Annotated in this window: 26 protein-coding genes and 1 tRNA gene; 10 read left to right on the top strand and 17 right to left on the bottom strand. The window is 72.3% G+C overall.

The features are described 5' to 3' along the window. Positions 1–124: 124 nt before the first annotated feature. The 4 genes from FFA01_RS02250 to FFA01_RS02265 form a co-directional block, all read right to left on the bottom strand. Positions 125–1,108, bottom strand: coding sequence for an NAD-dependent epimerase/dehydratase family protein (locus tag FFA01_RS02250; protein ID WP_146852559.1), 984 nt, complete (start codon positions 1,106–1,108; stop codon positions 125–127). Next, entirely contained in the window at positions 1,105–3,927 is a 2,823-nt protein-coding gene (locus FFA01_RS02255; RefSeq protein WP_146852722.1) for an alpha/beta fold hydrolase, read from the bottom strand. Before FFA01_RS02255 ends, FFA01_RS02250 begins: the two co-directional genes overlap by 4 nt. Positions 3,928–3,965: 38 nt before the next feature. Next, entirely contained in the window at positions 3,966–4,988 is a 1,023-nt protein-coding gene (locus tag FFA01_RS02260; RefSeq protein ID WP_167627255.1) for a 3-oxoacyl-ACP synthase III, read from the bottom strand. A 227-nt stretch (positions 4,989–5,215) separates the two neighbouring features. Further along, positions 5,216–5,497: a hypothetical protein gene (locus FFA01_RS02265; RefSeq protein ID WP_146852561.1), complete on the bottom strand. Its 282-nt coding sequence runs from the start codon at positions 5,495–5,497 to the stop codon at positions 5,216–5,218. Positions 5,498–5,552: 55 nt separating this feature from the next. On the opposite strand from FFA01_RS02265, the gene FFA01_RS02270 reads away from it, so the two are divergent. Then, complete coding sequence (locus FFA01_RS02270) at positions 5,553–5,798, top strand: hypothetical protein (RefSeq protein ID WP_146852563.1); 246 nt, start codon at positions 5,553–5,555, stop codon at positions 5,796–5,798. Positions 5,799–5,853: 55 nt separating this feature from the next. Here FFA01_RS02270 and FFA01_RS02275 read toward each other — a convergent pair whose 3' ends face one another. After that, positions 5,854–6,924, bottom strand: coding sequence for an FUSC family protein (locus FFA01_RS02275; RefSeq protein WP_146852565.1), 1,071 nt, complete (start codon positions 6,922–6,924; stop codon positions 5,854–5,856). Between the two features lie 105 nt (positions 6,925–7,029). Between FFA01_RS02275 and FFA01_RS02280 the strand changes: the two genes are divergently transcribed. After that, a complete protein-coding gene (locus FFA01_RS02280) occupies positions 7,030–7,560 on the top strand; it encodes a MarR family winged helix-turn-helix transcriptional regulator (protein ID WP_146852567.1) in 531 nt (176 codons plus the stop codon). On the opposite strand, the gene FFA01_RS02285 is transcribed toward FFA01_RS02280, so the two are convergent. From FFA01_RS02285 to FFA01_RS16445, 3 genes are all read right to left on the bottom strand, one after another. Continuing rightward, on the bottom strand, positions 7,512–9,221 hold the full coding sequence (locus FFA01_RS02285; RefSeq protein WP_167627256.1) for a family 16 glycosylhydrolase: 1,710 nt from the start codon (positions 9,219–9,221) through the stop codon (positions 7,512–7,514). The two genes, FFA01_RS02280 and FFA01_RS02285, sit on opposite strands and share 49 nt — an antisense overlap. Positions 9,222–9,549: 328 nt before the next feature. Next, positions 9,550–9,626, bottom strand: a tRNA-Thr gene (locus tag FFA01_RS02290). A 39-nt stretch (positions 9,627–9,665) separates the two neighbouring features. Beyond that, the gene (locus FFA01_RS16445; protein WP_307725039.1) at positions 9,666–10,604 is read right to left on the bottom strand and encodes a GNAT family acetyltransferase; all 939 of its coding nucleotides are present in this window, start codon (positions 10,602–10,604) and stop codon (positions 9,666–9,668) included. Between the two features lie 136 nt (positions 10,605–10,740). Between FFA01_RS16445 and FFA01_RS02300 the strand changes: the two genes are divergently transcribed. After that, entirely contained in the window at positions 10,741–10,923 is a 183-nt protein-coding gene (locus FFA01_RS02300; RefSeq protein ID WP_146852573.1) for a hypothetical protein, read from the top strand. Positions 10,924–10,963: 40 nt separating this feature from the next. Here the strand turns inward: FFA01_RS02300 and FFA01_RS02305 are convergent, their stop codons facing one another. Continuing rightward, positions 10,964–11,524, bottom strand: a complete 561-nt coding sequence (locus FFA01_RS02305; RefSeq protein WP_146852575.1) for a nitroreductase family protein — start codon at positions 11,522–11,524, stop codon at positions 10,964–10,966. A gap of 4 nt (positions 11,525–11,528) precedes the next feature. Further along, complete coding sequence (gene msrB / locus FFA01_RS02310) at positions 11,529–11,951, bottom strand: peptide-methionine (R)-S-oxide reductase MsrB (protein WP_146852577.1); 423 nt, start codon at positions 11,949–11,951, stop codon at positions 11,529–11,531. Between the two features lie 94 nt (positions 11,952–12,045). Here msrB and FFA01_RS02315 point away from each other — a divergent pair, with 94 nt between their 5' ends. From FFA01_RS02315 to groL, 5 genes are all read left to right on the top strand, one after another. Then, positions 12,046–13,041: a DUF2332 domain-containing protein gene (locus FFA01_RS02315; protein WP_146852579.1), complete on the top strand. Its 996-nt coding sequence runs from the start codon at positions 12,046–12,048 to the stop codon at positions 13,039–13,041. Between the two features lie 98 nt (positions 13,042–13,139). Then, positions 13,140–13,433: a DUF3263 domain-containing protein gene (locus FFA01_RS02320; protein WP_146852581.1), complete on the top strand. Its 294-nt coding sequence runs from the start codon at positions 13,140–13,142 to the stop codon at positions 13,431–13,433. A gap of 22 nt (positions 13,434–13,455) precedes the next feature. Continuing rightward, on the top strand, positions 13,456–14,040 hold the full coding sequence (locus FFA01_RS02325) for a LytR C-terminal domain-containing protein (RefSeq protein WP_146852583.1): 585 nt from the start codon (positions 13,456–13,458) through the stop codon (positions 14,038–14,040). Positions 14,041–14,345: 305 nt separating this feature from the next. Further along, a complete protein-coding gene (locus FFA01_RS02330) occupies positions 14,346–14,549 on the top strand; it encodes a cold-shock protein (protein ID WP_055800379.1) in 204 nt (67 codons plus the stop codon). Positions 14,550–14,758: 209 nt separating this feature from the next. Further along, positions 14,759–16,378 carry a chaperonin GroEL gene (groL, locus tag FFA01_RS02335; protein WP_146852585.1) on the top strand — a complete coding sequence of 540 codons (1,620 nt, stop codon included), beginning with the start codon at positions 14,759–14,761 and terminating at the stop codon, positions 16,376–16,378. Positions 16,379–16,846: 468 nt separating this feature from the next. Here the strand turns inward: groL and FFA01_RS02340 are convergent, their stop codons facing one another. The 6 genes from FFA01_RS02340 to FFA01_RS02365 form a co-directional block, all read right to left on the bottom strand. After that, a complete protein-coding gene (locus tag FFA01_RS02340) occupies positions 16,847–18,610 on the bottom strand; it encodes a sensor histidine kinase (protein WP_146852587.1) in 1,764 nt (587 codons plus the stop codon). A gap of 62 nt (positions 18,611–18,672) precedes the next feature. Continuing rightward, on the bottom strand, positions 18,673–19,365 hold the full coding sequence (locus tag FFA01_RS02345; RefSeq protein ID WP_146852589.1) for a response regulator transcription factor: 693 nt from the start codon (positions 19,363–19,365) through the stop codon (positions 18,673–18,675). A gap of 80 nt (positions 19,366–19,445) precedes the next feature. Further along, complete coding sequence (locus FFA01_RS02350) at positions 19,446–20,093, bottom strand: hypothetical protein (RefSeq protein ID WP_146852591.1); 648 nt, start codon at positions 20,091–20,093, stop codon at positions 19,446–19,448. Continuing rightward, on the bottom strand, positions 20,090–21,724 hold the full coding sequence (locus FFA01_RS02355) for a DNA repair helicase XPB (RefSeq protein WP_146852593.1): 1,635 nt from the start codon (positions 21,722–21,724) through the stop codon (positions 20,090–20,092). The genes FFA01_RS02350 and FFA01_RS02355 overlap by 4 nt, the downstream gene beginning before the upstream one ends. A gap of 95 nt (positions 21,725–21,819) precedes the next feature. Beyond that, complete coding sequence (locus FFA01_RS02360) at positions 21,820–23,676, bottom strand: helicase-associated domain-containing protein (RefSeq protein ID WP_146852595.1); 1,857 nt, start codon at positions 23,674–23,676, stop codon at positions 21,820–21,822. A gap of 40 nt (positions 23,677–23,716) precedes the next feature. Beyond that, complete coding sequence (locus FFA01_RS02365; RefSeq protein WP_146852597.1) at positions 23,717–23,998, bottom strand: hypothetical protein; 282 nt, start codon at positions 23,996–23,998, stop codon at positions 23,717–23,719. 83 nt (positions 23,999–24,081) lie between these two features. Here FFA01_RS02365 and FFA01_RS02370 point away from each other — a divergent pair, with 83 nt between their 5' ends. Both FFA01_RS02370 and FFA01_RS02375 read left to right on the top strand, forming a co-directional pair. Next, positions 24,082–24,459, top strand: coding sequence for a cold-shock protein (locus tag FFA01_RS02370; RefSeq protein ID WP_146852599.1), 378 nt, complete (start codon positions 24,082–24,084; stop codon positions 24,457–24,459). Beyond that, positions 24,452–25,096 carry a DUF3027 domain-containing protein gene (locus FFA01_RS02375; RefSeq protein ID WP_146852601.1) on the top strand — a complete coding sequence of 215 codons (645 nt, stop codon included), beginning with the start codon at positions 24,452–24,454 and terminating at the stop codon, positions 25,094–25,096. Before FFA01_RS02370 ends, FFA01_RS02375 begins: the two co-directional genes overlap by 8 nt. Before the next feature lie 115 nt (positions 25,097–25,211). Here the strand turns inward: FFA01_RS02375 and serC are convergent, their stop codons facing one another. Continuing rightward, complete coding sequence (gene serC, locus FFA01_RS02380; RefSeq protein WP_146852603.1) at positions 25,212–26,324, bottom strand: phosphoserine transaminase; 1,113 nt, start codon at positions 26,322–26,324, stop codon at positions 25,212–25,214. Between the last annotated feature and the right edge of the window lie 73 nt (positions 26,325–26,397).

Here is a 26,397-nt window from a genome sequence, read left to right on the forward strand (position 1 = left end):
GTGGTGCGGTGGGCGGTCGGGCGTGTGCACCGCGTTTCGGGCGCTGCACCGCGGCTAGTCCGGGTGCGGTGTACGGAACGCGGTGCGGTGCGGTGCGGTGCGGCGGCCGGCCGCGGCGGACGGCTCAGACGGCGGGCTGCCCCGCGGCGTACCAGTCGGCGAGCCGCCGCAGGCCCTCGTCGACGCTGACGGCCGGCGTCCACCGCAGATCGTGCTGGGTCCGCCGCTGGTCGAACCAGTGCGCGGTCGACAGCTGCTCGGCCAGGAACCGGGTCATCGGCGGCTCGTCCGTGCCCGGTCGGACGGCCCAGACCCTCTCGACGAGCGACCCCGCCGCCCGTGCGACACCCGCGGGCACGCGCAGGCGCGGCGCACGCACGCCGGCCGCGCCGCAGATCCCGGCCATCAGGTCGGCGACCGTGCGGGGCTCCCCGTTGGTGATCACGTAGGACCCGCCGCTGACGGCGTCGACGCGCTCGAGGGCGGCGGCGATGCCCGAGGCGGCGTTGTCGACGTAGGTCGAGTCGATCAGGGCGGCTCCGTGGTCGAGCAGCGGCAGCCGGCCCGAGCGGGCCCGGTCGACGATGCGCTCGACGAGCTGCGTGTCGCCGGGTCCCCACACCAGGTGCGGGCGGACGGCCACGACGCGCAGGTCGTCGTCGGCCGCGGCCAGGGCGAGGCGTTCGGCGACGGCCTTGGTCCGGGCGTAGTCGCCTCGGGCCTCGGCGGGCGAGGCGGGCAGGGCGTCGTCGCCGACGATCGACGAGCCGGCGTGCGCCACCGACGGCGACGACACGAACACGAGACGGGGCACCGAGGAGGCGCGCATCGCCTCGATCAGCGACCGCGTGCCCCCGACGTTGACCGCCTCGAAGTCGGCCGGCGCCCCGGTCAGCGAGACCTTGGCGGCCAGGTGGACCACCGCCTCATGCCCGGCGACGGCCGCGGCGATCGAGCCCGCGTCCGTCATCGAGCCGAGGACGTCACGCACCCCGGCGACGCCCGAGGGGCGGCGTTGGAACGTCGAGACCTCGTGCCCCGTCGCGGCGATCGTCCGGGCGACGGCGCCGCCGAGGAGGCCGCTCGCGCCGGTGACCAGCACCTTCACGGGCGGCGCATCCGTCCGCCCGAGAGAACCGACGAGGCCCAGGCCGCCAGGCCCGACCGGTCGATCTTGCTGTTGTGCCGCACGTCGGTCGGCAGCGTCGGCACCGCGAGGACGGCGGCGACCCGGTGGCCGCCGGCCGACTCGACGGCCGCTCGCACCGCGGCGGCGGTCGACGCCGAGGCCAGCCCCGCGCGTCGGACCGGGGGGACGGTCTCGGCGACGACGACCACCTGCTGCGTGCCGGCCGGTCCGATGCCGACGACGGCCGCCCGGGCGATCCCGGGCTGCGCCTCCACGGCCTGCTCGGAGGCGACCGGGGTCAGGACCCCGCGCGCCGTCGTGATCACGTGCGGCAGACGACCCTCGACCCACAGGCGCCCTTGAGCGTCGAGGTGGCCGACGTCGCCGGTGCGGTGCCAGCGGGTGCTCCGGGTCGACCCCCGCCGGCTGGCGCGGTGCGTCAGCCAGAGGCGGTCGTAGTGGTCCTCGACGTGCGGCGCCGAGACGACGATCTCGCCCGTCACGTCGGTGTCGGTCGTGAACCCGCCGGAGGCGCGACCCGCCTCGTCGAGGGCGGCGATCCGCACGGCGGTGGTCGCCCCCGGCAGCCCGACGCAGACCCCTCCCGCGTCGCGCACGCCACCGGCCGTCGCCGCCGCCCGGTCCGCCGAGGCGGCGCGGACGCCCTCGAGCGTGATGTCGGTCATCAGCAGGCCCTCGGTCATGCCGTAGGGCGTGTGCGGCGTGGCGTTCGGCATGAGCTCGCCGGCGGCGGCGAGCAGCGCCTCGGAGACGGGTGCGCCGGCCGAGAGGAACGTCTCGACGCCGGCCAGGGCGCGGCGGTCGCCGTCGTCGAGTCCGCCGGCGGTCGCGACGACGTTGGTCAGCGCGGCGGGCGACAGGAAGACCACCGTCGCGTCGACCGCGGCGGTGGCCGCCGCGACGGCGCGCGCCGTGAGGGTGCGCGGCTTCGTGACGTCCATGTCGGGGGTGACGCTGGTCGCGCCGAGGGCGGGGCCGAGCAGGGCGAACGGCGCGAAGCCGGCGACGAGCCCGGTGCCGGGGCCGACGCCGTACTGCGCCGCGAGGGCGTCGCGCAGGGCGGTCAGCTGGCCGTGACGGTAGACGACGCCCTTGGCCGGACCGGTCGATCCGGAGGTGAACAGGATGGCCGCCTCGGCGTCGCCGGTCGGCGACTCGGGCAGCTCGGCGAGGGCCTCGTGCGCCCGACGTCCGAGCTCGGCGATCGCGGGCAGCGACGTCTCGACGCCGAGCGTCGCGGCCGTGACCGAGGGGAGGCGCGTCGTCGAGATCACGCGGCCCGGCCACCCGAGGGCGCGGGCGGCGGTGAGCCCCGGCAGCTGACCGATGACGTGGTCGGGCCAGGCGCCGCGGACCGCGCGGGTCAGACCGCGGACCCCGAGGCCGGCGTCGGCCACGACCACGATGGCGCCGATCCGGATGCAGGCGTAGAGCACGGCGGTCAGGTCGGCTCCGGGCTGCACGAGCAGCGACACCCGGTCGCCGGGCAGCACGCCGTGCTTGCGCAGGCCGAGGGCGATCTCGTGCACGCGACGGGACAGGAGGCGCCAGCTGACCGAGCGCGGCCCCTCGGCGCCGGTCGGCACCATCTCGATCAGCGCCGTGTCGGGACTGTCGGCGAGGGAGTCGAGGTACGACCAGAGCGGGCGGTCCTGGGAGGAGTCGCCCCGCGCCTCCTCGGCGAGGTGCTCGGCGGAGGCGGCTGCCGCGGCGGCCGTCGCCTCGTCGGCACCGGCGTCGACGGCCGCACGGGCGGCGGACGCCCCGACGGCGCCCGGACCGACGAGCCCGTGGGTCGCGTCGTCGTCGTCGGCATCGCTCTCGGGTGCGGAACCGCCGGGCAGACGGTCGTCCAGCCAGGTGAGCACGGCCCCGGCGTAGTCGACGTCCTCCGCGATCAGGTGACCCGCGCCCTCGAAGCGGTGCACGTCGGCATGCGGCAGTCGGTCGATCAGGTCGTCGAGGTAGCGGTCGCTGAAGATCGGGTCGCGCGGGCCCCAGAGCATCAGGCTCGGCACCGCGACCTCGCGCAGGGCCGTGGCGATGCGGTCGAGCTCGGGGGCGCTCTCGTGGTGCTCGTCGACGGGGATGTCGGCGACGAAGCCGCCGATGCCGCCGCGCCGCGCGGCCGTGCGGTAGGGGGCGCGGAATCCGGCCTTGACGGCGGGGGAGAGCGCGGGGTGTCCGAGGGCGAGCGTCACGTCGAGGAACCCGGTGGTGCCGACGGTGGCGCGACCGAGCACGCCGCGAGCGAGGGTCAGCCGCAGCGGCGCGGGGATCGGGTCGGCCTCGGGCTGGTGGATCGCCGTGTTCAGCAGCATCAGACCCGCGAGCTGCTCGGGGTGGTCGACGGCCCAGCCCAGGGAGACGACGCCGCCCCAGTCGTGCCCGAGTGTGACGACGGGGCCCGTGAGCTCGAGGGCGTCGGTGAGATCGCCGAGATCGGCGACGCGCCGGGCCAGCGGGTGCGGCGAGCCGGTTCGCTCCGAGAAGCCCATGTCGAGCTGGTCGACGGCGACGACGCGCCAGGCCGGTCCGCCGGCCGCCGCGGTCTCGACCGTGCGGGCGACGAGCGACCGCCAGAGGTACGACCAGGTGGGGTTGCCGTGCACGCAGAGGATGGTGCCGACCGGTCGGACGTCGAGCTCGGCGAGGGCGTCGCCGTTGTCGAGGACGTGCCAGCGTCGGGAGGCGCGGTGCGAGCCGAGCCCGTAGGGCACGTCGACCAGACGCGACCACGACGGGTCGAGCCCGTCGAGCCCGGCCGGAGGCAGCATCGCGGGGGACGTCGAGCGCGCGGCGCGGGGGAGGCGACTCACCAGGCGAGTTCCATCATCGCGGTGTTGATGCCCGAGCCCACTCCCATCAGCAGCACGCGATCGCCGCGCGAGAGCGTCTTGGACTCCTCGACGAGCGTGATCGGGATCGACGCCGGGCCGACGTTGCCGAGCGTGGGGTAGGTCAGCGGCACGCGCTTGCGGTCGATGCCGGCCGCCTTGACGAAGGCGCTCGTGTGGACGTCGCTCACCTGGTGCATGACGTAGCGGTCCATGCCCTGCCAGTTCCAGTCGCGCTTCGCCTCCTTCCAGGCCGAGACGACGAGCTCCATGCCGCGCTTGAGCAGGGCCTTGGCATCGGTGAACATGCCGTCGACGCTGCCGACGCAGAGGTCGTAGTTCTCGGTGGCCGCCCGGGTGACCCCGCCGAGGATGCGGTGTCCCTCGGGGTGCCGGTCGGCCCGGCCGATCACCGCGGCGGCGGCGCCCGATCCGAGGGTGAGGCTGGCGAACTCGCTCATGAAGTCGTCGCGGTCGAAGCCCTCGGTGAGCAGGCGGTCGATGGTGTTGACCTGGACGTCGTCGGCGTCCTCGCCGTCGATGATGACGGCGTAGTCGATCTGGCCGGCGTCGATCAGCTGCGAGGCGAGGGTCATGCCGTTGACGAAGCCGAGGCAGGCGTTGGCGATGTCGAAGTTCGTGGCCGACGAGGGCAGGCCGAGCCCGTGGTGCAGACGGACGGCGACCGACGGCTCGAGGTGCGGGCGGGTGACGGAGGTGTTGATCAGCAGGCCGACCTGATCGGGTCGCACGCCGGCCTCGGCGAGGGCGCGCCTCCCGGCGTCGATGGCCGCGTCGTCGAAGCTCTGATCGGGGCCCCAGTTGCGGCGCTCGTGCACGCCGGCCACGCGCTGCAGCAGGCCCGTGGGCATCTTGAGTCGTTTCAGCACGGGGAGGAGCTTCTCGTCGATGCTGGCCGAGGTGGTGACCCGGTCCGCCATCGTGCTGGCGACGGACAGCAACGCCGCGTTGCTGTGCCGGGTCGTGGCGTTTCCGTTCACCGGAACTCCCTGTCGAGTTGTCTGGGGTAGGCGTTGACCGGCGCACCTGACCGAACCGTGTCGGTCGGGGCCGGGAGGTCGTGGCACCAGGGTCGGTGCATCCTGACGAGTTTACGGCCCTCGTCGCTGGGTGGTTGCCAGGTTCGTGGGGCACAGACATGCCGATCGGGGCATGTTCCAAGGGCGGATGCGTCGCGCACGGCAGCCCTCGCGGGGCACCGCGCGGGTCACCCGCGCGGGTCGCGGGGGAGGCGGACGATCGTCCGGCGACCGCCCCGGGTCCACCAGACGAGGTCGGCGACGGCCCAGGCGACGGCGCCGAGCGCGGCGAGCACGACGATCACCGTGATGACGGTGATCGATCCGCCGCCCACCGCGAGGGCGGCGACGATGCTCGCGACGACGATGAGCGCGCAGAGGATCGTCACGATCGGCAGGACGCGCCCGCCGCGCTTGGTCAGCAGCCAGTTCGGCACGTCGGGGTCGATCTGCACCGTCTTCTCTCGCATCCGGCCAGGGTAGCCGCCCGGCGTCGTCGCACCCGGGGCCGGGTACTGTCGTGGCATGAGCGAGCTGCGTCGACCCTTCTGGATCCTGACCAAGACGGGCACCGTGCTCCCTCCCGTGCTCGAGGTGGCTCTGGGACTCTTCGGCCTGGTGGTCCAGATCGCGACCCTGACCTCGGGCGAGCCGGTCGAGTTCGTGAGCGTCGTCGTCCTGTTCGTCGCCCTGCTGCTCGTCGCCCAGGGCGTCGCCGATCTCGTCTGGTGGTCGCGCGACGACCGGCGCGCCCGGGCCCGCCAGGGCTGATCCTCCGCCGCACGACCGCTCGACCGCACGACCGCTCGACCGCTCGACCGCTCGATCAGTCGGCTCGGCGCGGCCGCCGCGACGTCCGCAGCCGGTGGGTCGCGAGCAGCAGCACGACGACGACCCCCACGCCGACCACGGTGTCGACGCTCCGCCACACGACGAGCTCGCCGACGTCGACCGGTCCCGCCAGGGCGGACATGCCGAGCGCCATGGGCGTCACGAACAGCAGGGTCAGACCGTAGTTGCGCATGACGGCGAGCTCGGCGGCGAACTGCAGCACCCCGAACAGGACGATCAGCCAGAGGGTGTCCGGCTCGAGGGCCAGCAGGCCGGCGGCGAGGACGACCCCGGCGAGGGTGCCGAGGAGGCGGTGGCCGGCTCGCACGAGCTGCGTCGCCGTCGCGCTCCCCACCACGGGCACGACGGCCGAGACCATCGCCCAGTAGGGGTTCTCGAACCCCGCGGCCACGCTGATCAGCCCGGCCGCGAGGGAGGCCACGAGGCAGATGCCCGCGTGCACGAGCGTGCGACGACGGTCGAGGAGGCGCGGGTCGCGCCTCCAGACCCGTCCCGTCCCCGTCGCGAGGGCCCGTCGGCCGCGCGGGGTGAGCGCCCCGGCGAGCGATGCGGCGAGGGCGAGCGCGAGGCTCGCGGGCGCCACGACGGCTGCGGCGGCGACGGACGCCCCGTCGGCGGGGACGAAGGCGCAGACGCCGAGGCCGAACACGAAGAAGAGGGGCCCGGGCGGGCTCCATCGGCGCAGGTCGGAGACGAGCGAGGCGAGCCCGGCGACCACGGCGACGGCGAGGACGAGCCCGACGGCGGGGGTGGCCAGCGCCGAGAGCGCGGCTCCGAGCACGACGCAGAGCACGAGCCCGACGCCGGCCTCGAGCTGCATGCCGATCCGCTGCAGACGCGGGAGCCCCCGACCGAAGGCCGAGGCGAACGCGCCGAAGGTGGCGTAGGGCGCCCACTCGAGGTGGCCCAGGGCGGCGAGGACAGCGAGCGGGGCGACGACGGAGACGGCGACGCGCGCCGCGGGGAGGTGCGCGGCGTCGTGCGGCCCGAACCGGAACAGGTCGGCGGGGCGGGGGAGCAGGGAGCCGCGGGCGGCGTCGGTCATGGGGTCCTCTCGAGAGCGTCCGTCGTGCGCTCGTCGTCGAGGTGCTTCACGGGTGAATCAGTCGTCGAGAATACTTTACCAGTGAACGAACAGTAGGATCGACGGATGCGAGATGCCGTCGACGCCGTCCACGACCAGTGGCGGTCCCTCCGCCCCGACCTCGACGTCGAGGCGATCCTCGTCGTGGGCCGTGTCAACCGGATCGCCCGCATCGTGCAGCGGCAGAGCGACGAGCTGCTGCGCGAGCACGGTCTCAGCCGGGCGGACTTCGACCTCCTGGCCGCGCTCGTGCGTCGCGGAACGCCGACCTCGCCGACGCGGCTGGCCGACGAGACCCTGCTCTCGCCGCCGGCCATCACGAAGCGCATCCGGGTGCTGACGGCGGCCGGCCGGATCGAGCGCCTCGACAACCCCGACGACCTGCGCGGCTACTTCGTCGCCCCGACCGCGGCGGGCCGCGAGGTGCTCGACACCGTCCTGGGCCCCCAGCTCGCGGCCGAGTCCGCCCTGCTCGAACACCTCGGGCCCGAGGCCCGCGCCCAGCTGGGTGACGGGCTCCGGGCCCTCCTGGTGGGTCTCGAGTCGGATCAGCGCCGGATGGTCACCGGAGCCGACCAGCGCGACGCGGTCGTGTAGCCGGGCTTCGATCCGGTCACCTTGACGCCGATCCTCTTGCCGACGTCGGCCGACGTGGTGCGGTAGGTGGTGCCGGTGGCGCCCTTGATCCACGAGCCGTCGCGGGTCCACTGGAAGGTCCAGGTGGTGCCGGTCGTCCAGGTGCCGCGCTGACCGGTGAGGGTGCTGCCGACCTTGGTCGAGCCCTTCACCCCGGGGGTCCCGGTCCTCAGGGTCGACGGCTTGATCGTCGCGGCGCTCGACGTGCGGGCGACGGCGGTGTGTCCGGCCTTCGTGCCGGTCACGACGACCGTGATCGCGCGATTGGCGTCGGAGGCGGTGGGCACGTAGGTCGAGGCCGTCGCGCGGGAGATCGCCTGGCCGTTCCGCTTCCACTGGTAGCTGAACGACGTGCCGCTCGTCCAGGTGCCGGTCTTGGCGCCGACCTTGCCGCCGACGGTGGGCGTACCCGTCACGGTGGGCGTGGCGCTGGCGAGCGGAGCCGCCGCGACGGCGACCGCGGCGGACGTCGTCGCCGCCGCCGTGTAGCCGGACTTCGTGCCCTTCACCGTGACGGTCAGGGTGCGACCGGCATCGGCTGCCGTGGTCTTGTAGGTCTGGCCGGTCGCTCCGGCGATCGCCGCGCCTCCTCGGCTCCACTGGTAGCTGAAGGCCGTGCCCGAGGTCCACGTGCCGGGCTTGGCGGTCAGCGTCGCACCGGCGGTGAGGGTGCCGGTGATCTGCGGCGTGGCCGTGGTGAGCGTGGCGGGCTTCGCCGGGGTGGGCGTCGTGGGGGCGGGCGTGGTCGGCAGGTTCACCGTCGCCGCGCTGCCCGGCGTGTACTTGTACTGGCTGACCCAGTCGACGAGCAGGTGGCCCTTGGTCGAGGCGGCCGGCTTGCTGCCGTTCGTGGCTGTCTGCAGCACCCAGTGCATGGGGGTCTTGGGGACGTTCGTGGTGGTCGAGGCGACGACGACCCCGTCGAGCAGGTAGGTGATCCTGTCGGGCAGCCAGTCGATCGTGTACGTGTGCCAGCCGGTGTACGACGTCTTCGTGTCGACGCCCATCTCGGTGATCCAGGGCTCGCCGAGCTTGTGGTTGAAGGCCTGGGTCGAGCCGTCGAGGCTGCCCTCGGGGAAGTTGATCTCGCCGTTCTCCCAGACGTTGTCGTCGTCCCAGAGCAGGAACGCCGTGCCGTAGCCGGGCAGGGCGTCGGACTTCATGCGGACGCTGTAGCGGCCGTACGTGGTCCCGCCCCACTTGCCGTCGATCAGGGGGATCGGCGCGGCGGCGCGGGGGACGCCGTCCGTTCCGGTGTGCAGGTTCATGTCGAGCACGCCGTCGTGCACGGAGAGGATCTTGGCGTCGTAGCGCCCGATGTTCCAGGTGTCGCCGAAGCCGTCGTAGGTCATCCACTGCTTGGCGTAGGGGCCGGGGAATCCGCCGGCGGCGACCGGCGTGGTGAAGTCGTCCTTGAAGATCTGCGTCCAGCCGGCCAGGTGGCCGTTCAGGAGCGTCGTCGACGCGGCGGCGGCGTCGGTCGCCTTCTTGCCGGCGATGATCGAGCCGGTGGCGGCCGAGGCGCTCTGCGCGCTCGTGGCGACGAGAGCGGACGCGAGCAGTGCGCTCGCGACGATCGTCGCGCCGATCGACAGCGCTCGTGTGGATGTCCGTGTGACCATGTCGCGGTGACCCTTCCCTGGGATGTCGGAAGGGCAAGCGGGGTGCATCGGGGGGATGGAGGGGACTCGACCCGACGATCGCTCATCGGGGTACAGCACCCCGCGGAGCTTCGGGTTCCTCGGGGTGCATCAAGTGTGCACATGGGGGACGGATTCCCGTCATCCCCAAGTCGGGTCGCCCTCATTGTGGGGAGCTAAGCGGCGTCTGTCCCCCGCGATGTACCCCGCCCTCGGCTCGCTGTCGGAGTTCATACAGGTTTCGTTTCGAGGCCATCACGGGCCGCCACGCACGAAGGCCCCGATCGTCGGACGATCGGGGCCTTCGGGGTGGAGCCGCCTGTCGGATTCGAACCGACGACCTTCGCTTTACAAGAGCACTGCGCTACCGGACTGCGCCAAGGCGGCTGGCTCTCGACAGCTTACAAGCCGATGCCGGCGTGGTTGTCAATCCCCCCGGCCGGGATCCGCTCGAGATCGAGGGATCGGGAGCTCGCGGACGTAGGTGAGCATCGGCCGGTGCAGCAGGGGGTGCTCGGTCGGCTCGCCGAACGGCCGCCAGCCCTCGCGTTCGTACAGGCGGACGGCCCTCGTGTTGTCGGTCAACGCGTGCAGGACCGCTCGCGGGTGGCCGAGGGCCGCCAGCTCGTCGACGGAGGCGCGGAGCAGGTCGGTCCCGAGCCCCCTCGTCTGGCGGTCGGGGGCCACGGCGAGGAGACCGAGCACGGGCGCCTCGACGGGATCCGACGGCAGACCGCTGCCGGGGGCCGTCGCCAGGGCGAAGCCCTCCAGGCCGTCGCCGCCGTCGGCGACGTGCCAGGCGATCGCCCCGGGGAACCGGGCCCGCGCACGTTCCGCGACGCCGTCGGTGGCATGGCCGTCGCGTGCGGCGCAGGCGGCCACCCAGAGCTCGACGCAAGCGCCTTCGTCACCCGGTCGACCGTCGCGGATGGTCGGCGCCCCACGATCGACGATGAGGCGCTTGCCGAGACTGATCGCGTCGTAGGGCGCGTAGCCGAGCCGTTCGTAGAAGCCGAGGACGGCCGTGTTCTCCGGTCTCACCTGCAACTGGACCTTCGCGCAGCCCCGGGCGAGGAGGGCGTCCTCCGCCTGCCCGACGAGGGTCGCGCCGAGGCCCGTGCCCCGCTGGTCGGAGCGGACGCCGAGGTAGTGGATCCAGCCGCGGTGGCCGTCGTACCCCGCCATCACCGTGCCGACGATGGCGCCGTCGGCGTCCTCGGCGACGACGAAGAGGCCGTCGTCGACCTGCAGCTTGCGCCCGATGTCCGCGACGGGGTCGTTCCAGGGCCGGGTGAGACCGGCCTCCTGCCAGAGCAGGACGACGGCGTCGGTGTCGGCTGCGGTCGCCGGACGGATCGATGTCACGGGCGGGTCCTCTCGGTCGCGGGGGTGTCGAGGGCGGGACGAGGTGCGCGGCGATTGGCGCGGGGGAGGGGAAGAGTGGTGAAGTAGGGGGTGCGCGGCGTCGGCCGCGACCCGGCCCGGATCACGAGGAGCCCCCATGACCAACATCTTGACCGCCATCGGTTCGATCGTCCTGCTGCTCGTCAGCTTCGCGCTGTTCGCCTACTCGTTCGGTTCGGGCGAGCCGAACGCCATCATCTTCTTCGCCGGCATCGTGGCGATGACGGGCTCGTTCTGGCTCCCGATCACGGTCGTCGGCAACAGCCACAAGACCTGGTGACGGCACGACCCCGGCGCCTCGGCGCCGGGGTCGTCATCCGTCAGTCGCGAGGCAGCGCGCTCAGGTGCCTGCTCGCGTCGACCCGCTTGCGGGGCTTGTCGTCGTCGCGACGAGGGTCGCGGCCTCCGATATAGAGCCAGCCGAGCAGCTTCTCGTCGCCGGTCAGGCCATGGGCGGCCTGCACCTCGGCGGCGCGCGTGAAGACCCCCGTGCGCCACATGACGCCCCAGCCCAGGTCGTCGAGCACGAGCGACAGCAGATGGGCGACGCCCGAGGCGACGCTCTCCTGCTCCCACTCGGGCACCTTGCGACTCGGAGAGGGCGACGACACCACGGCGAGCACCAGCGGTGCGCGCAGGGACTTCTGCTCGAGCTTCTCGGCGTCGCGACCCTCGGCACCGCTCGCCGCGGCGAGCGACCGGCCGATCACCAGGCGGTCGTCGCCGCGCAGCTCGATGAGACGCCACGGCCGCATCGACGAGTGGTCGGCCACGGTGGCCGCGGCCTCGACCGCGGCGAGGAGCTGCTCGTGGTCGGGGGCCTCGTCGGTCACCTTCGAACGCGAGCGACGCCGTGCCGCCGCCGCCGACACCGTGCTCATGAGATCACTCGGCGGTCTTCTCGGCCGCGTCGCCCTCGCTGAAGGTGAGCGAGACCGAGTTCATGCAGTAGCGGTCGCCGGTCGGCGTGCCGAAGCCGTCGGGGAACACGTGGCCCAGGTGCGAGCCGCAGGTCGCGCAGCGGACCTCGGTGCGCACCATGCCGAGGCTGTCGTCGTCGATGAGCTGGACGGCCTCGGGGTCGACGGACTCGTAGAAGCTCGGCCAGCCGCAGTTGCTGTCGAACTTGGTGCCGCTCTTGAACAGCTCGGCGCCGCAGGCGGCGCAGGCGTAGACGCCGGCGCGGCTCTCATCGAGCAGCTCGCCCGTCCACGGGCGCTCTGTCGCAGCCTCGCGCAGCACGGCGTACTGCTCGGGGCCGAGCTCGGCTCGCCACTGCTCTTCGGACTTCTCGACCTTGTACGACACGGTTGACTCCTGGTTCGTCGGGGACTCCTCCATTCAACACGGTCCCCCCGACACTCATTCCTGCGCGAGGTCGGCGTCTGCCTAGAATTCCCAGATGCTCCTCGCCGACCGGTTCCGAGACCACGCCGTCGCCGCCGAGCGCGAGGGGTCGGCGCTCTACGTCGACTGGTCGCTCGGACTGGCTTCCGACGCCGAGGCCCTCCGCCTGGTCGAGCGCGCCCCGGAGGCTCGGCGCCAGCCCGCCCTCGTGCTCGCCGTGTGCCGCTGGCTGGGGGCGCCCCTCGAACCGTGGCCCGTTCTCCGCGACTGGCTGCTCGCCCACGGGGACGCGTTCGTCGCCGAACTCGGTCGGCGGCAGACGCAGGTCAACGACGTGCGGCGCCTCGGCCCGGTCTCGCTGGCGCTCGCGCGCCTCGAGGGTCCGATCGCGCTGCTCGAGATCGGAGCCTCGGCGGGACTCTGCCTGCTGCCCGACCGGTTCGCCTTCCGTGCGAGCGTGCGCGACCCCGACGGGCCGGGCGACGAGCGCCTCCGCAGCCTCGCCTGGGGCGACCCCGACAGCCCGGTGGCGATCGATCTCCACGTCGACGGACCGCTCCCCGGCCGGGTCGAGCTGCCGCCGGTCGTCTGGCGGGCGGGGATCGACCTCGACCCCGTCGACGTCACCGACCCCGCCGCCGTCTCGTGGCTCGAGACCCTGCTGCCGCCCGGGCCGACGGAACGGGTGGAGCTGCTGAGGCGGGCCGTCGCGATCGCCCGGAGCGCGCCTCCTCGGATCGTCCGCGGCGACGCGGTCGACGCGCTCCGCGACCTGGCCGCCGGCGCCCCGCCCGAGGCGCAGCTCGTCGTGGTCTCGACCGGCACGCTCGTCTATCTGCCCGGTCGTCGTCGGCAGGCGTTCGTCGACGCCGTCCGCGCCCTCGACGCCCGGTGGGTCTCGTACGAACGACGGGACCTGCTGCACGACGTGGTCGCCGAGGTGCCCGACGGCCTGGCGCCCGGCGCGGACTTCGCCGCCCTGGCCCTCGACGGACGGGCGATCGGGGTCGGCGACGCCCACGGCACCCGTCTGCGGATGCTGCCCGTCTGACGTCGGCCGACCGGGCGGTGGCTCGCTCCGAACCGCGCCCCGCCTCCTGGCCCATCGGCGGGCCACCCGTAGGATGACCACGATCGAGAGGGCGGGTGATGACCGAGAACGGCACTCCGGGCGACAAGGTGCGTGCCGTCGACCTCTCGGAACGCGACCGCGCCATCCTCGACCTCGAGCAGTCCGCTCCCGACGCGGGCCGCCGCAAAGAGGCGATCATCCGCCGCGAGCTGGGCCTGTCGACCGCCCGCTACCAGCAACTCCTCAACTCGCTCATAGACCGACCCGCTGCACTGGCCTACGCCCCCATGCTCGTCGGGCGCCTGCTGCGTCTGCGCGACGCGCGCTCGCACGCCCGTGCGACACGCTCGTTCGGGCCGCCGACCCGCTGACACCACGGAAGACCCACCGCACATGCCGACGTTTCCCCGCGACCGTTTCGACGACCTGCCCCACGACCTCGAGAGGGTCGGCGCCCACCGGTCGCGGCCCCGGCGCGGACGCGGCTGGGTCGTCTTCGCCTGGGCCGCGCTGGCCACCGGCCTGCTGGTCGGCGGCGGGGTCGTGGCGCTCGCCGTGCTGAACGACAGCTTCCAGTTCACCAACCCCTCGCAGGCGACCTCGGCCGAGGCGTCCGGCGGGACGACCGACGCGGCGGGGGAAACCCCCGAGTCGACGCCCGCCGACACGGTCGCGCCGGTCACCGACCCCACGCAGGTCGATCCGTCGGTCACGATCGCCGTGCTCAACGGCACGTCGACGGCCGGTCTCGCGGGCGCGGCCACGACCGAGCTGACCACGGCGGGCTGGACGGTCGCCACCCAGGGCAACGCCGGCGACACCAGCGCGCCCACCTCGACCGTCTACTACGCCGACCCGGCCGACGAGGGCGTGGCCCTCGGCCTCGCCCAGGCTCTCGGCATCAGCGCCACGTCGGCCAGCGCCGCGTTCCCGAACGCCTCGGTCACCGTCGTGCTCGGCACGGACTACACCCCCTGAGACGGCCCGCCCGAGGAGGCGCGGCGGCGGACGGTCCCGATCCGCGCCTCCTCGGGGCTCCCGTGTTACGCGCGTGTTTAAAGTCGGGTGATTTCGACTCACCTTCTTGGTGAGAGCCTTCTCCTCGGCCCGGCCGCCCCGTTAAGATCTGGAACTGGTCGCCCCCTCCGGCTCGCTGACCGCGTGTTCCCGCACGAGTGACGCCGCCCCGTCGGGGTGCGCAGGTCACTGCGTTGAAGACCCGGCTCTGGCATCAACGCACGCGCCGCACCATCACAGCAACGAGCAACAAGGGGAGCGAGAACATGGCCAACGGAACCGTCAAGTGGTTCAACGCCGAGAAGGGCTTCGGCTTCATCACGGTCGAGGGAGGCGGACAGGACGTCTTCGTCCACTACTCGGCCATCGACATGAGCGGCTACAAGGTGCTCGAGGAGGGCCAGGCGGTCGTCTTCGACGTCGGCACCGGCAGCAAGGGCCCGCAGGCGGAGTCCGTCCGACTCGCCTGAGGCCGCCCGGCGTGCTCGGGCACGCCTCCGCGACAGGACGACGCCGCCCCGGGAAACCGGGGCGGCGTCGTCGTCCGTCGGCGGGTCGGACGGCGTTCCTCCGTCACTTGCACTCTCACCTGGTGAGTGCCAGAATCGTTGCTGGCACTCGCGACACGTGAGTGCCAAAGCTTCTGCTTCATGACGTCCGGGAGGGACGAAAAACACACATGGCTAAGATCATTGCTTTTGACGAAGAGGCCCGTCGTGGCCTCGAGCGTGGCCTGAACATCCTGGCCGACGCGGTGAAGGTCACGCTCGGCCCGCGTGGTCGCAACGTCGTGCTCGAGAAGAAGTGGGGCGCTCCCACCATCACGAACGACGGCGTCTCCATCGCCAAGGAGATCGAGCTCGACGACCCGTTCGAGAAGATCGGTGCGGAGCTCGTCAAAGAGGTCGCGAAGAAGACCGACGACGTCGCCGGCGACGGCACGACCACCGCGACCGTCCTCGCTCAGGCGCTCGTCCGCGAGGGCCTCCGCAACGTGGCCGCCGGTGCCGACCCCATCTCGCTGAAGCGCGGCATCGAGAAGGCCGCCGCCGCGGTCTCCGCTCAGCTCCTCGCCGACGCGAAGGACATCGAGACCAAGGAGCAGATCGCCGCGACCGCGTCGATCTCCGCCGCGGACCCCACCATCGGCGCGCTCATCGCCGAGGCGATCGACAAGGTCGGCAAGGAGGGCGTCGTCACCGTCGAGGAGAGCAACACCTTCGGCACCGAGCTCGAGCTGACCGAGGGCATGCGCTTCGACAAGGGCTACCTGTCGCAGTACTTCGTCACCGACCCCGAGCGCCAGGAGGCCGTCTTCGAAGACGCCTACGTGCTCATCGTCAACTCGAAGATCTCGAACATCAAGGACCTGCTGCCGATCGTCGACAAGGTCATCCAGTCGGGCAAGCAGCTCCTGATCATCGCCGAGGACGTCGACGGCGAGGCCCTGGCCACGCTGGTCGTCAACAAGATCCGCGGCATCTTCAAGTCGGTCGCCGTCAAGGCCCCCGGCTTCGGCGACCGCCGCAAGGCGCAGCTGCAGGACATCGCGATCCTCACCGGTGGTCAGGTCATCGCCGAAGAGGTCGGCCTCAAGCTCGAGAACGCGACGCTCGACCTCCTCGGTCGTGCCCGCAAGGTCGTCATCACCAAGGACGAGACGACCATCGTCGAGGGCGCGGGCGACCCCGAGCAGATCGCCGGACGCGTCCGTCAGATCCGCAGCGAGATCGAGGCGACCGACAGCGACTACGACCGTGAGAAGCTCCAGGAGCGCCTCGCGAAGCTGGCTGGCGGCGTCGCCGTCATCAAGGCCGGCGCTGCGACCGAGGTCGAGCTGAAAGAGCGCAAGCACCGCATCGAGGACGCCGTGCGCAACGCCAAGGCAGCCGTCGAAGAGGGCATCGTCGCCGGTGGTGGCGTCGCCCTCATCCAGGCCGGCAAGACCGCTCTGGCGAACCTCGACCTCACGGGTGACGAGGCGACCGGCGCGAACATCGTGCGTGTCGCCATCGACGCTCCGCTGAAGCAGATCGCCTTCAACGCGGGCATGGAGCCCGGCGTCGTGGCCGACAAGGTCCGCGGACTCGACATCGGCTGGGGCCTCAACGCCGCCACCGGCGAGTACGTCGACATGCTGGCCGCCGGCATCATCGACCCCGCCAAGGTCACGCGTTCGGCTCTGCAGAACGCCGCGTCGATCGCCGGTCTGTTCCTCACGACCGAGGCCGTCGTCGCCGACAAGCCCGAGAAGAACCCGGCCCCGGCCGGCGACCCCTCGGGTGGCATGGACTTCTAGTCCGCACCGCGCGGCTCGCGCCGCGCACACGCTCAAGGGCGGTTCCCCTCCGGGGGAGCCGCCCTTCGGCGTACCCGGGGCGTTCAGCGTGAGCGTGGGTGGCGCTCGGAGGGCAGGGCAGGGCGGGGTGGGGCGGCTGCGGCCGGGCGCGGGACGGCGCAGGACCGCACGACACCACGACGTGGGCACAGCGCCAGGATTTCTCCTGGTGCGGTGCCCACGTCGTAGCGCGGTGTGGCGCGGTGCGGGCGGGGCGACAGTCGACGCGAGGTGGCCTTCGGCGACGGCGGGCGGGGCGGCACGGCCCATCGCAAGACCGCACGACACCACGGCGTGGGCACAGCGCCAGGATTTCTCGTGGTGCGGTGCCCACTTCGTGGTGCAGTGCCCACCTAGTGGTGCGGTGTGGCGCGGTGCGGCGCAAAGAGACGCAGAGCAGAGCAGAGCAGCGCAGGGCGCGGCGGGCTGCTACGCGGGCTGCGGGGCGGTGGCGGGCGCGGAGGCGGCTGCAGCGGGCAGCAGGGGGAGCGCGACACGGAAGGTCGCACCGCCTCCCGGGGTGTCGAACACGTCGACGGTGCCGCCGTGCGCCGCGACGATGCCCGAGACGATCGCCAGCCCGAGCCCGCTGCCGCCGGTGTCCCGCGTGCGCGACGAGTCGGCGCGCCAGAAGCGCTGGAAGATCTTCTCGCGGATCTGCGGAGGGATGCCCTCGCCGTGGTCGACGATCGCGACCGTGGCGAGAGCGCGGCTCGGGTCGGACTGCACGACGATCTCGATGGGGCTGTCGTACTCGGTGAAGCGCATGGCGTTGCCCATCAGGTTCGTGATCACCTGACGGATCTTGTTCTCCTCGCCCAGGATGACCGCCGGCGCCTCGTCGTGGGGCGTCTGCTCGGCGATGGGCAGGGGAGCGCTGCCGTCCGCACCCCGGACCCCGCGGGCGCGCAGGCTGCGCAGGCGGGCGAGGGTCGCCCCGGCGAACGAGGCCGTCGCGCCGGCGACGGGTGCCGGCGAGGAGGCGGACGTCGACGGGACGGCCGACGGGGCGGGCGCGGAGGCGGTCCCACCGGCGTCGGGCTCCGATTCGGCGGACTCGACGAGCTCGCCCGTCTCGGACGGGTCGCGCACCGGCTCGCTGGGCGGCACCGGGTCGAGCACGACGACCTCGATGTCGCGGTCGGGGTTCGACGCCATGGTGTCGAGGGCGGAGTCGCGGGCCAGCTGCACGAGGTCGACGGGGCCCAGCTCGAGGGGCTTCGACTCGTCGAGGCGGGCGAGCTGCAGGAGGTCCTGGACGAGCACCCCCATGCGGATCGCCTCCTTCTCGATGCGGTCCATCGCCTGGGCGACGTCCTCCGGCTTGGTCAACGCGCCCATGCGGTACAGCTCGGCGTAGCCCCGGAGGCTGACCAGCGGGGTCCGCAGCTCGTGGCTGGCGTCGCCCACGAATCGCCGCATCTGGTCGATGGTCTTGGCACGGTCGTCGAAGGCGTCGTCGATGCGGTTCAGCATCGTGTTCAGCGAGCGGTTGAGCCGGCCGACCTCGGTGTTCGGCGTCGTCGAGTCGAGCCGCTGGCTGTAGTCGCCGTCGGCGAAGCGCGCGGCCGTGGCCTCGACGTCGCGGAGGGGCGAGAAGGTGGAGGTGACGAGCAGCCGGGTCAGGGCGGCCCCGAGCACGACGACCGAGACGCCGAAGCCCAGGAAGATGCCGCCGAAGCGCCCGATCGTGGCATTCGTCGCCGCGAGGTTCGTGCCGGTGACGATCGTCGCGTCGATGGTCTGCGTGGCGCCGCTCGTCGAGGTCAGCGTGAGGGGCTTCACGACGGCGTAGACGCGCCACTCCTGATCGTGCGTGCGGTTGTCGACGCTCTGCGCCTCGCCGCCCGCGCTCTCGGCGACCGTGACACCGGCGAGCACCGGTCCGACGCCGTCCTCGAGGAGGTCGCTCGTGTCGCAGATCATCGATCCGTCGGGGTTGAGGATCGCCAGATAGCTCGACTTGTCGCCGAAGTTGATGGTGCACGAGTCGCCGTTGCGCGAGGCGCCGGTGAAGCTGTCGGCCGAGGTCTTCAGCTGGGTGTCGACCTGCCCGTACAGGTAGGTGCTGAGCACCGTCATGGTGCCGAGACCGGCCACGAGGAGGCCGAGGGTCACCAGGGTCACCGTGATGCCGGTGATCTTCGTGCGGATGGAGATCTCGTTCCACCACTGCGAGAGGCGTGCGTGCATAGGGGCGTCAGAGTACCGGGAACGCCTGGGAGCCGAGGCGTTCGTGACGGTGCGACCCTGCTCTAGCTCTTGGAGGCCTTGAGCATGTAGCCGAAGCCGCGCTTGGTCTGGATGATCGGCTCGGCCGAGAACTGGTCGAGCTTGCGGCGCAGGTACGAGATGTAGCTCTCGACGATCCCGGCGTCGCCGTTGAAGTCGTACTCCCAGACGTGGTCGAGGATCTGGGCCTTCGACAGGACGCGGTTGGGGTTGAGCATGAGGTAGCGCAGCAGCTTGAACTCGGTCGGGCTGAGCTCGATCGCGGTCTCGCCGATGGTGACCTCGTGGGTGTCCTGGTCCATCGTGAGCTCGCCGGCGCGGATGATCGCGTCTTCGTCCTCGTTCATGGTGCGACGCAGAATCGCCTTGATGCGAGCGACGATCTCGTCGAGGCTGAACGGCTTGGTGACGTAGTCGTCGCCGCCGACGGTCAGCCCGGTGATCTTGTCCTCGGTGTCGTCCTTCGCCGTCAGGAACAGGATCGGCGAGGTGTAGCCCGACGACCGCAGGCGCTTCGTGACGCCGAAGCCGTTCATGTCGGGGAGCATCACGTCGAGGATGATCAGATCGGGCTCTTCTTCGAGCACGGCGGAGATCGCCTGTGCTCCGTTGCCGACGGCGCGGACGGCGAATCCCGCGAAGCGCAGGCTCGTGGTCAGCAGGTCGCGGATGTTCGGTTCGTCGTCGACGATAAGGATCTTGGGGCCGTCACTCATGCGCCAAGTATCTGCGCGCCTCCTCGGCGTTTCCTGTGAGCGGAACGCGTGTCAGCCGCACGCCAGCGCCACGTCGCCCCTCAGGACGCCGGGTCGGGCCACTCGACGTTCGGCACGAGGGCGATGCGCGTGGTGAGCTCGAGCAGCTCGTCGGGCACGGCGAGCGTGAAGGCCACGCCCTCGCGGTGCTCGAGCACCGCGGTGTATCCGGAGGCGCGGGTGATCTGCCACCCCGGGAACTCCTCGACCGTCGCGGCGACGACCCGTGCCTCCTGGGCGTCGTCGCTGGCGCCGATCGCCGTGAGGCCGGCGAAGAGGTGGTCCTTCACCGGCGAGCCGGCCAGCAGGTCGCTGCGCTCGATCACCTCGGGGTCGGGGCTCCAGGTGACCACGCTGAGGTACGAGCCCGCGTGCAGCCCGCCCTGCACCTCGTAGGTGCGCTCGACGGAGACGACGATCGACGGGTCCCAGTCGGCGAGGCGGGCGTTCTGACCGCGGAACTCCATCGCGTCGTGGTCGAGCGAGGCCACCAGCGGGCCGAAGGTCGCGAAGGGGGCCTGGTCGGCCGCGAACACCCGGCGCAGGCTGTCGCGCCAGAGGTCGTCGTCGCCCAGCGGCAGGTCGGACGAGCCGTCGGGGAGGCGCGGGTCGTCGGGGAGGCGCGCATCGCCCGGGAGGCGCGGGTCGCCGTCGTCGGACGGGTCGCGCGGGTCGGCGGGCCCGCTCATGCGGCGAGGGCCGGCGAGTCGAGGATCGTGTAGCTGTAGCCCTGCTCGGCGAGGAACCGCTGGCGGTTCTGCGCGAAGTCCTGGTCGACGGTGTCGCGGCTGACCAGCGTGTAGAACGACGCCGGCAGGCCCGACTTCTTCGGCCGCAGCAGGCGTCCGAGGCGCTGCGCCTCCTCCTGTCGCGAACCGAACGAGCCGCTGACCTGGATGGCGACGGTCGCCTCGGGCAGGTCGACCGAGAAGTTCGCGACCTTCGAGACCACCAGCACCTTGATCTCGCCGTCGCGGAACGCCTGGTAGAGCCGCTCGCGCTCGTCGATCGGGGTGCCGCCGGTCAGCGTCGGGGCGTCGAGGGTCGCGGCGAGCTGCTCGAGCTGGTCGAGGTACTGCCCGATCACGAGGATCTGCTCGCCGTCGTGCCGGGCCACGAGGTCGCGGACGACGTCGAGCTTGGCGTCGGCGGTGGCCGCGAGCCGGTAGCGCTCGTCGTCGGGGGCGGCCGCGTACTCGAGCCGCGCCTCCTGGGGCAGGTCGACGCGCACCTCGTAGCAGGAGGCCGGCGAGATGTAGCCCTGCGCCTCGATCTCCTTCCACGGGGCGTCGAACCGCTTCGGGCCGATCAGACTGAACACGTCGCTCTCACGGCCGTCCTCGCGCACCAGGGTCGCGGTCAGACCGAGCCGGCGCCGGGCCTGCAGCTCGGCGGTGAGCTTGAACACGGGGGCGGGCAGCAGGTGCACCTCGTCGTAGACCACGAGACCCCAGTCGAGGGCGTCGAGCAGCGACAGGTGCGTGTACTTGCCCCCGCGGCGGGCCGTCAGGATCTGGTACGTCGCGATGGTGACCGGCTTGATCTCCTTGACCGAGCCCGAGTACTCGCCGATCTCGTCCTCGGTCAGCGAGGTGCGCTTCAGGAGCTCGTCGCGCCACTGCCGGGCCGAGACCGTGTTCGTGACGAGGATCAGCGTCGTCGTGCCGGCGGCCGCCATGGCACCCGCGCCGACGAGGGTCTTGCCCGCGCCGCAGGGCAGCACCACCACGCCCGACCCGCCGTCGAAGAAGTTGTCGATGGCCTGCTGCTGATAGCCGCGCAGCTGCCAGTCGGTCTGGTCGAGGTCGATCGCGTGGGGCGTGCCGGGGGTGTAGCCGGCGTGGTCCTCCGCCGGCCAGCCCAGCTTCACCAGCTGCTGCTTGACCTCGCCCCGAGCCCAGGGGAGGAGCTCCCACTCGGTGTCGCTGCGCCGGACGCCGAGCAGCTCGCCGATCTTCTTGACCCGGGTGACCTCGCGGAGGACCGTCGAGTCGGTGCCGCGCAGCACGAGGGTGTCGCCGTCGCGCTCGATCACGATGCGGCCGTAGCGGGCCACCGTCTCGGCGACGTCGACCGTGACGCTCTGCGGCACCGGGAACTTCGAGTACTTCTCGAGGGTGCCGAGCATGTCCTCCGCGGTGTGGCCGGCGGCGCGGGCGTTCCACAGCCCGAGTCGCGTGATGCGGTAGGTGTGGACGTGTTCGGGGGCCCGCTCGAGCTCGGCGAACACCGAGAGGTCGTGGCGTGCGTCTTCGGCCTGCGGGTGGGCTACCTCGAGCAGGACGGTGCGATCGCTCTGGACGATCAGGGGGCCGGTCATGAGGGACGAGTCTAGGCGCGCCTCCTGCGGTCGTCCTCAGGCGGGTGGCATGGGGGCGATCGGGCGGCCGAGGAGGCGCGGGTCGGCCTGCTCCCTCAGCTCGCGCTCGACACCGAGACCACGTGCGACAGCGGCAGCGTGCGTTCGACGTCGGACTTCTTGTCGCGCCCTCTGACCCGGCCGCCGCCGACGCCCGTGGGCTCCATCTGCAGGCTCGACGTCGAGCCGTCGGGCATCGCGATCGCGATGGTGACGGTGAGTCGGCCCTTGACCGCCGCGTCGAGCTGACGGGCGATCCAGGCGCGGTCGGTGGTCTCGGTCGAACCGTCGGCGTCCGCGGTGAGGCGCTCGACCATCTCGCGGAGGGTGTCGCGCGGGGGGACAGGCACCGGGCGACGCGGGCGGCGTCGCACCGGAGGGGCCACCGACGTGCCGGACCCGTCGAGCACGACCACGGGGTAGCGCTCGTCGCTCAGGGCCCAGAAGACGGTGTCGCGTTCGAACCGGCTGGCGATCCGCAGACCGTCGACGCGGCGCAGTCCGAGCGGGGCCAGGGCGTGGTCCACCTCGAGGGTGTCGACGCCGGCGTGGTCGTCCGCCTCGATCAGGGTGATCGCCTCGGCCGGCAGGCCCGGCGTGCCGGGATCGACGCTCGAGACGCGGAACCGCCCGTGCCGTTCCGCCGACTGCTGCACGAGGTAGTCGAGCGGCTGAGGGATCCCGGTGGCCGAGATCCCGTTCAGGAAGTCGCGCAGGCTCTCGGCGGTCTCGCCCTCGCTCAGCGCCCGCTGCACGCCGCCCTCGGTGATGCGGTACGTCGCGGCGAGGCCCGCGCTCTCGACGGTCGCGATCACCCGGAGGCGCGCGTCGAGCGCCGGGGAGAGCGGGCCGGGCGCCACCACGGTCAGGTCGTGCTGGAGGTAGACCTGCTCGATGGCGTCGGGCAGCAGCTCGGCCACCCGCTCACGGGCGGCGTCGGCGCCCTCGTGGAACAGGGCGAGCGCGGCCGACGTCGGCACGCCGCCCGAGCTCAGCCCGAGCAGCTCCGCCGCCCGGGCGAACGAGGCGAGCCGGTCCGGGACCCAGGCCGCGCCGGCCGGGTACGACCACAGCGTGAACTCGCGCAGCGGCTCGCCCCACGAGGTCTCGACGCGCTGCGACAGGACGGCGACGATCTCGGGCGGCAGCGAGTCGAGCCAGGTGGCGGTGAGCGTCTGCCAGCGATCGGGCCACGACGAGGCGAGCCAGGGCGCGGCCTCGGGCGTCACCACCCAGCCGTCGGGACTGGTCTGGGCGAGTCCGGCCCGGGTGGTGATGCCCAGCAGCGTCGAGACGTCGTCGACGTCGACCCGGGCCGCCTCGGCCAGGCGGCGGGTCTCGGGCAGAGCCAGTCCGCCCTTGGCGAGCTCGCGGGCGGGGGACTGCTCGAGAGCGCGGAGGATCTCGGCGACCTCGATCACGATCGCGTAGAGGCGCTCGGCCGAGCGGGCGTCGACGGCGTCGCGGTCGACCTCGTCGACGGCCTCGAGCACGACGGGCGGACGCTCGGCCGCGAGACGGTCGGCCGCGAGCAGGGGGTCGTCGTCGAGGCGCTCGCCGACGGCGTCGGGGGTGCCGACCACGGTGTCGCTCAGCGCGAGATCGCCGGACGGGACGAGGAGGAACAGCTCGACCAGGTGGGCGACGGCGGCGTCGACCGATTCGCCGTCGTCGAGGCGGGCGGCGATGCCGGCGACGTCGGCGGGCACGCGGGCGGCCTGCAGCACGCGCAGCTCGGTGCGATCGAGACGCGACAGCACGTCGCGCACCGAGGCCGGCTCGAGCAGGGCGTCGGCGAGGTCGAAGGCGTCGTGGACGGACGACGGGCGGAGCAGCCTCACCGAGAGGCGGCGGACGAGATCGTCCGCCGGGGCGCCGCGGAGCACGCCGGCCAGATCGAGTGCACTGGTCATTGGGGTCGACCTCCGAAGAATGCGCAGCCGGGCGCTGCGTCTACCGTGTGGTGCCCCGGTTCTCTCGCACACGTCGCACGCCACTGGCGACGACGTAGGCGATGATCAGCAGGATGGCGAGGGGGAGCCCGATGAGCGGCAACACGCTGATCGCCGGCCATGCGCCCGTCGTGAAGTCGGTGACGGCACCGGTCACGCGGGCGATGAAGATGACCGCGAACGAGGCGATCGACAGCACGACGATCGCGGCGATCATGAAGATCAGCACGCGTTCAGTACGATGGACGCTCGTCGGCGTGCTCTTCTCGGTCTTCTCGGCCACCTGCCCAGGATAGCGGGGGCGCGCCCCGACCTCGCGCTCTAAGCTGAGGTCGCTTTCACCACACCTCTTCTAGGAGTCCAGTCATGCCCACCGGCAAGGTCAAGTTCTACGACGACGAGAAGGGCTTCGGCTTCATCAGCAGTGATGACGGTCAAGAAGTCTTCCTCCACGCGTCGGCCCTGCCCGCCGGCACCGTGGGTGTCAAGGCGGGGACCCGTCTCGAGTTCGGCATCGCCGACGGCAAGCGGGGCGCTCAGGCGCTCTCCGTGCGCGTCCTCGAGGCCGCGCCGAGTCTCGCGAAGATGAGCCGTCGGTCCGCCGACGACATGGCGGTCATCGTCGAGGACCTCGTGAAGGTGCTCGACAAGGCCGGCGGAGACCTCCGTCACGGCCGCTACCCGCAGAACGGCGCGCGCATCGCCGTGCTGCTCCGCACCGTCGCCGACTCGTTCGATGCCTGACGCCGTGACGACGCCCTATTCCGAGCTGGCCCGCCGCGCGCTGCTCGAGATCACCCCGGACGAGACCATCGGCGCCGAGGTCGAGGCGATCGAGGACGAGCCCGGCGTCACGTCCGTCCGGTTCGCGACCCTGCTGCCCGGCTACCCCGGCTGGCACTGGACGGTCAGCGTCGCTCACCTCGACGGCGAGGAGCCCTCGGTGCTCGAGGCCGAGCTGCTGCCCGGCGACACCGCGCTCATCGCACCCGACTGGGTGCCGTGGGCCGACCGCCTCGCCGAGATGAAGGCCCAGGAGGCGCGTGACGGCTCCGAGGGCGACTCCGACGACGAGGACGACGACGAGTCCGGCGACGACGAGGACGATGACTCCGAGGACGACGACGAGTCGGACGACGACGATTCCGACGACGACGATGACGACGAGTCGGACGACGACGCTCCGCGCGGCAGCATCGTGCACGGCGGCGACGTCGACGGCGTCGACATCGACGACCTCGATCAGCCGGCCGCCGACGACGAGGCCGACGAGGCCCCGGTCGTTCCCGGCGCGCATCCCGAGGCCGACCTCGACGACGACTCGCACGCCGACGACTGGGACGGCGAGGACGAGGACCCGCTCGAGCGGCGCCGTCGCTGACGCGACCCGGCCCGCGAGGGACGACCCGCGCCTCCTCGGCTCCGGTCCCTGAACGACACGGACGCCCCGCCACGATCTCGTCGTGGCGGGGCGTCCGTCGTGCGGGGCGTCCGGGCTAGAGCGCTCCGACCACGTGCTCGATGGAGCGGATGAGCCGGCGGACGTCGTCGGGCTCGATGGCCGCGAAGGTCGCGACGCGCAGCTGGTTGCGGCCGAGCTTGCGATACGGCTCGGTGTCGACGATGCCGTTCTGCCGGAGCACCTTCGCGACGGCGGCCGCGTCGATCGACTCGGCGAAGTCGATCGTGGCGACGACCTGCGAGCGGTGCGACGGGTCGACGACGAAGGGGGTCGCGTACTCCGAGGCGGTGGCCCAGTCGTACAGCGCCGACGACGACTCGCGGGTGCGCGCGTCGGCCCAGGCGAGGCCGCCGTTCTCGAGCATCCAGCGGGTCTGGTCTTCGAGGAGCAGCAGCGTGGTCAGGGCGGGCGTGTTGAGCGTCTGGTTCAGCCGCGAGTTGTCGACGGCGTTCTTCAGGCTGAGGAACTCGGGGATGTACCGGCCGCTCGCCGCGATCCGCTCGACCCGCTCGAGGGCCGCGGGGGAGAAGAGCGCGAGCCAGAGCCCGCCGTCGCTGGCGAAGTTCTTCTGCGGGGCGAAGTAGTAGACGTCGGCCTGCGAGGCGTCGAAGTCGATCCCACCCGCGGCGCTGGTGGCGTCGACCACGGTCAGGGCGCCGGCGTCTCCGGCGACGCGGGTCACCGGGGCCATGACGCCGGTCGAGGTCTCGTTGTGCGGCCAGGCGTAGACGTCGACGCCCTCGATCACCTCGACCTCGGCGAGAGAACCGCCGTCGGCCGTGATGACGTGGGGAGCCTCGAGCCAGGGAGCGGCGTTCGCCTTGGCGAACTTCGAGCCGAACTCGCCGAACGAGAGGTTCTCGGCGCGCTTCTCGACCAGGCCGAACGCGGCGGCGTCCCAGAAGGCGGTCGAGCCGCCGTTGCCGAGCACCACCTCGTAGCCGTCGGGGATGCGGAAGAGCTCGCCCAGGTCGGCGCGGACCCGGCCGACGAGGTCCTTGACCGGGGCCTGGCGGTGGGAGGTGCCGAGGAGGGACGCCCCCGCGGTGACCAGGTGCTCGAGCTGCGCACCGCGGATCTTCGACGGGCCGCAGCCGAATCGGCCGTCGGTGGGCAGGAGGTCCGTGGGAATCGTGATGTCCGCCATGGGTCGATCCTAGTGACGCGGCGAGACGCCCAGCGTCCAGCCGGTAGGCTTGCCGGGTAGTCCACGCGTTCCA

The organism is Frigoribacterium faeni (genome assembly GCF_007988805.1).
Taxonomy (GTDB): domain Bacteria; phylum Actinomycetota; class Actinomycetes; order Actinomycetales; family Microbacteriaceae; genus Frigoribacterium; species Frigoribacterium faeni.

Excerpts from the sequence above, each read along its gene's own strand:
- FFA01_RS02255 (WP_146852722.1), bottom strand. The coding sequence starts at position 3,927 with ATGCTGCCTCCGGCCGGGCTCGACGGGCTCGACCCGTCGTGGTCGCGT.
- FFA01_RS02265 (WP_146852561.1), bottom strand. The coding sequence starts at position 5,497 with ATGCGAGAGAAGACGGTGCAGATCGACCCCGACGTGCCGAACTGGCTG.
- FFA01_RS02270 (WP_146852563.1), top strand. The coding sequence starts at position 5,553 with ATGAGCGAGCTGCGTCGACCCTTCTGGATCCTGACCAAGACGGGCACC.
- FFA01_RS02275 (WP_146852565.1), bottom strand. The coding sequence starts at position 6,924 with ATGACCGACGCCGCCCGCGGCTCCCTGCTCCCCCGCCCCGCCGACCTG.
- FFA01_RS02280 (WP_146852567.1), top strand. The coding sequence starts at position 7,030 with ATGCGAGATGCCGTCGACGCCGTCCACGACCAGTGGCGGTCCCTCCGC.
- FFA01_RS02285 (WP_167627256.1), bottom strand. The coding sequence starts at position 9,221 with ATGGTCACACGGACATCCACACGAGCGCTGTCGATCGGCGCGACGATC.
- FFA01_RS02300 (WP_146852573.1), top strand. The coding sequence starts at position 10,741 with ATGACCAACATCTTGACCGCCATCGGTTCGATCGTCCTGCTGCTCGTC.
- FFA01_RS02305 (WP_146852575.1), bottom strand. The coding sequence starts at position 11,524 with ATGAGCACGGTGTCGGCGGCGGCGGCACGGCGTCGCTCGCGTTCGAAG.
- FFA01_RS02315 (WP_146852579.1), top strand. The coding sequence starts at position 12,046 with ATGCTCCTCGCCGACCGGTTCCGAGACCACGCCGTCGCCGCCGAGCGC.
- FFA01_RS02320 (WP_146852581.1), top strand. The coding sequence starts at position 13,140 with ATGACCGAGAACGGCACTCCGGGCGACAAGGTGCGTGCCGTCGACCTC.
- FFA01_RS02325 (WP_146852583.1), top strand. The coding sequence starts at position 13,456 with ATGCCGACGTTTCCCCGCGACCGTTTCGACGACCTGCCCCACGACCTC.
- FFA01_RS02330 (WP_055800379.1), top strand. The coding sequence starts at position 14,346 with ATGGCCAACGGAACCGTCAAGTGGTTCAACGCCGAGAAGGGCTTCGGC.
- groL (WP_146852585.1), top strand. The coding sequence starts at position 14,759 with ATGGCTAAGATCATTGCTTTTGACGAAGAGGCCCGTCGTGGCCTCGAG.
- FFA01_RS02340 (WP_146852587.1), bottom strand. The coding sequence starts at position 18,610 with ATGCACGCACGCCTCTCGCAGTGGTGGAACGAGATCTCCATCCGCACG.
- FFA01_RS02345 (WP_146852589.1), bottom strand. The coding sequence starts at position 19,365 with ATGAGTGACGGCCCCAAGATCCTTATCGTCGACGACGAACCGAACATC.
- FFA01_RS02350 (WP_146852591.1), bottom strand. The coding sequence starts at position 20,093 with ATGAGCGGGCCCGCCGACCCGCGCGACCCGTCCGACGACGGCGACCCG.
- FFA01_RS02355 (WP_146852593.1), bottom strand. The coding sequence starts at position 21,724 with ATGACCGGCCCCCTGATCGTCCAGAGCGATCGCACCGTCCTGCTCGAG.
- FFA01_RS02360 (WP_146852595.1), bottom strand. The coding sequence starts at position 23,676 with ATGACCAGTGCACTCGATCTGGCCGGCGTGCTCCGCGGCGCCCCGGCG.
- FFA01_RS02370 (WP_146852599.1), top strand. The coding sequence starts at position 24,082 with ATGCCCACCGGCAAGGTCAAGTTCTACGACGACGAGAAGGGCTTCGGC.
- FFA01_RS02375 (WP_146852601.1), top strand. The coding sequence starts at position 24,452 with ATGCCTGACGCCGTGACGACGCCCTATTCCGAGCTGGCCCGCCGCGCG.
- serC (WP_146852603.1), bottom strand. The coding sequence starts at position 26,324 with ATGGCGGACATCACGATTCCCACGGACCTCCTGCCCACCGACGGCCGA.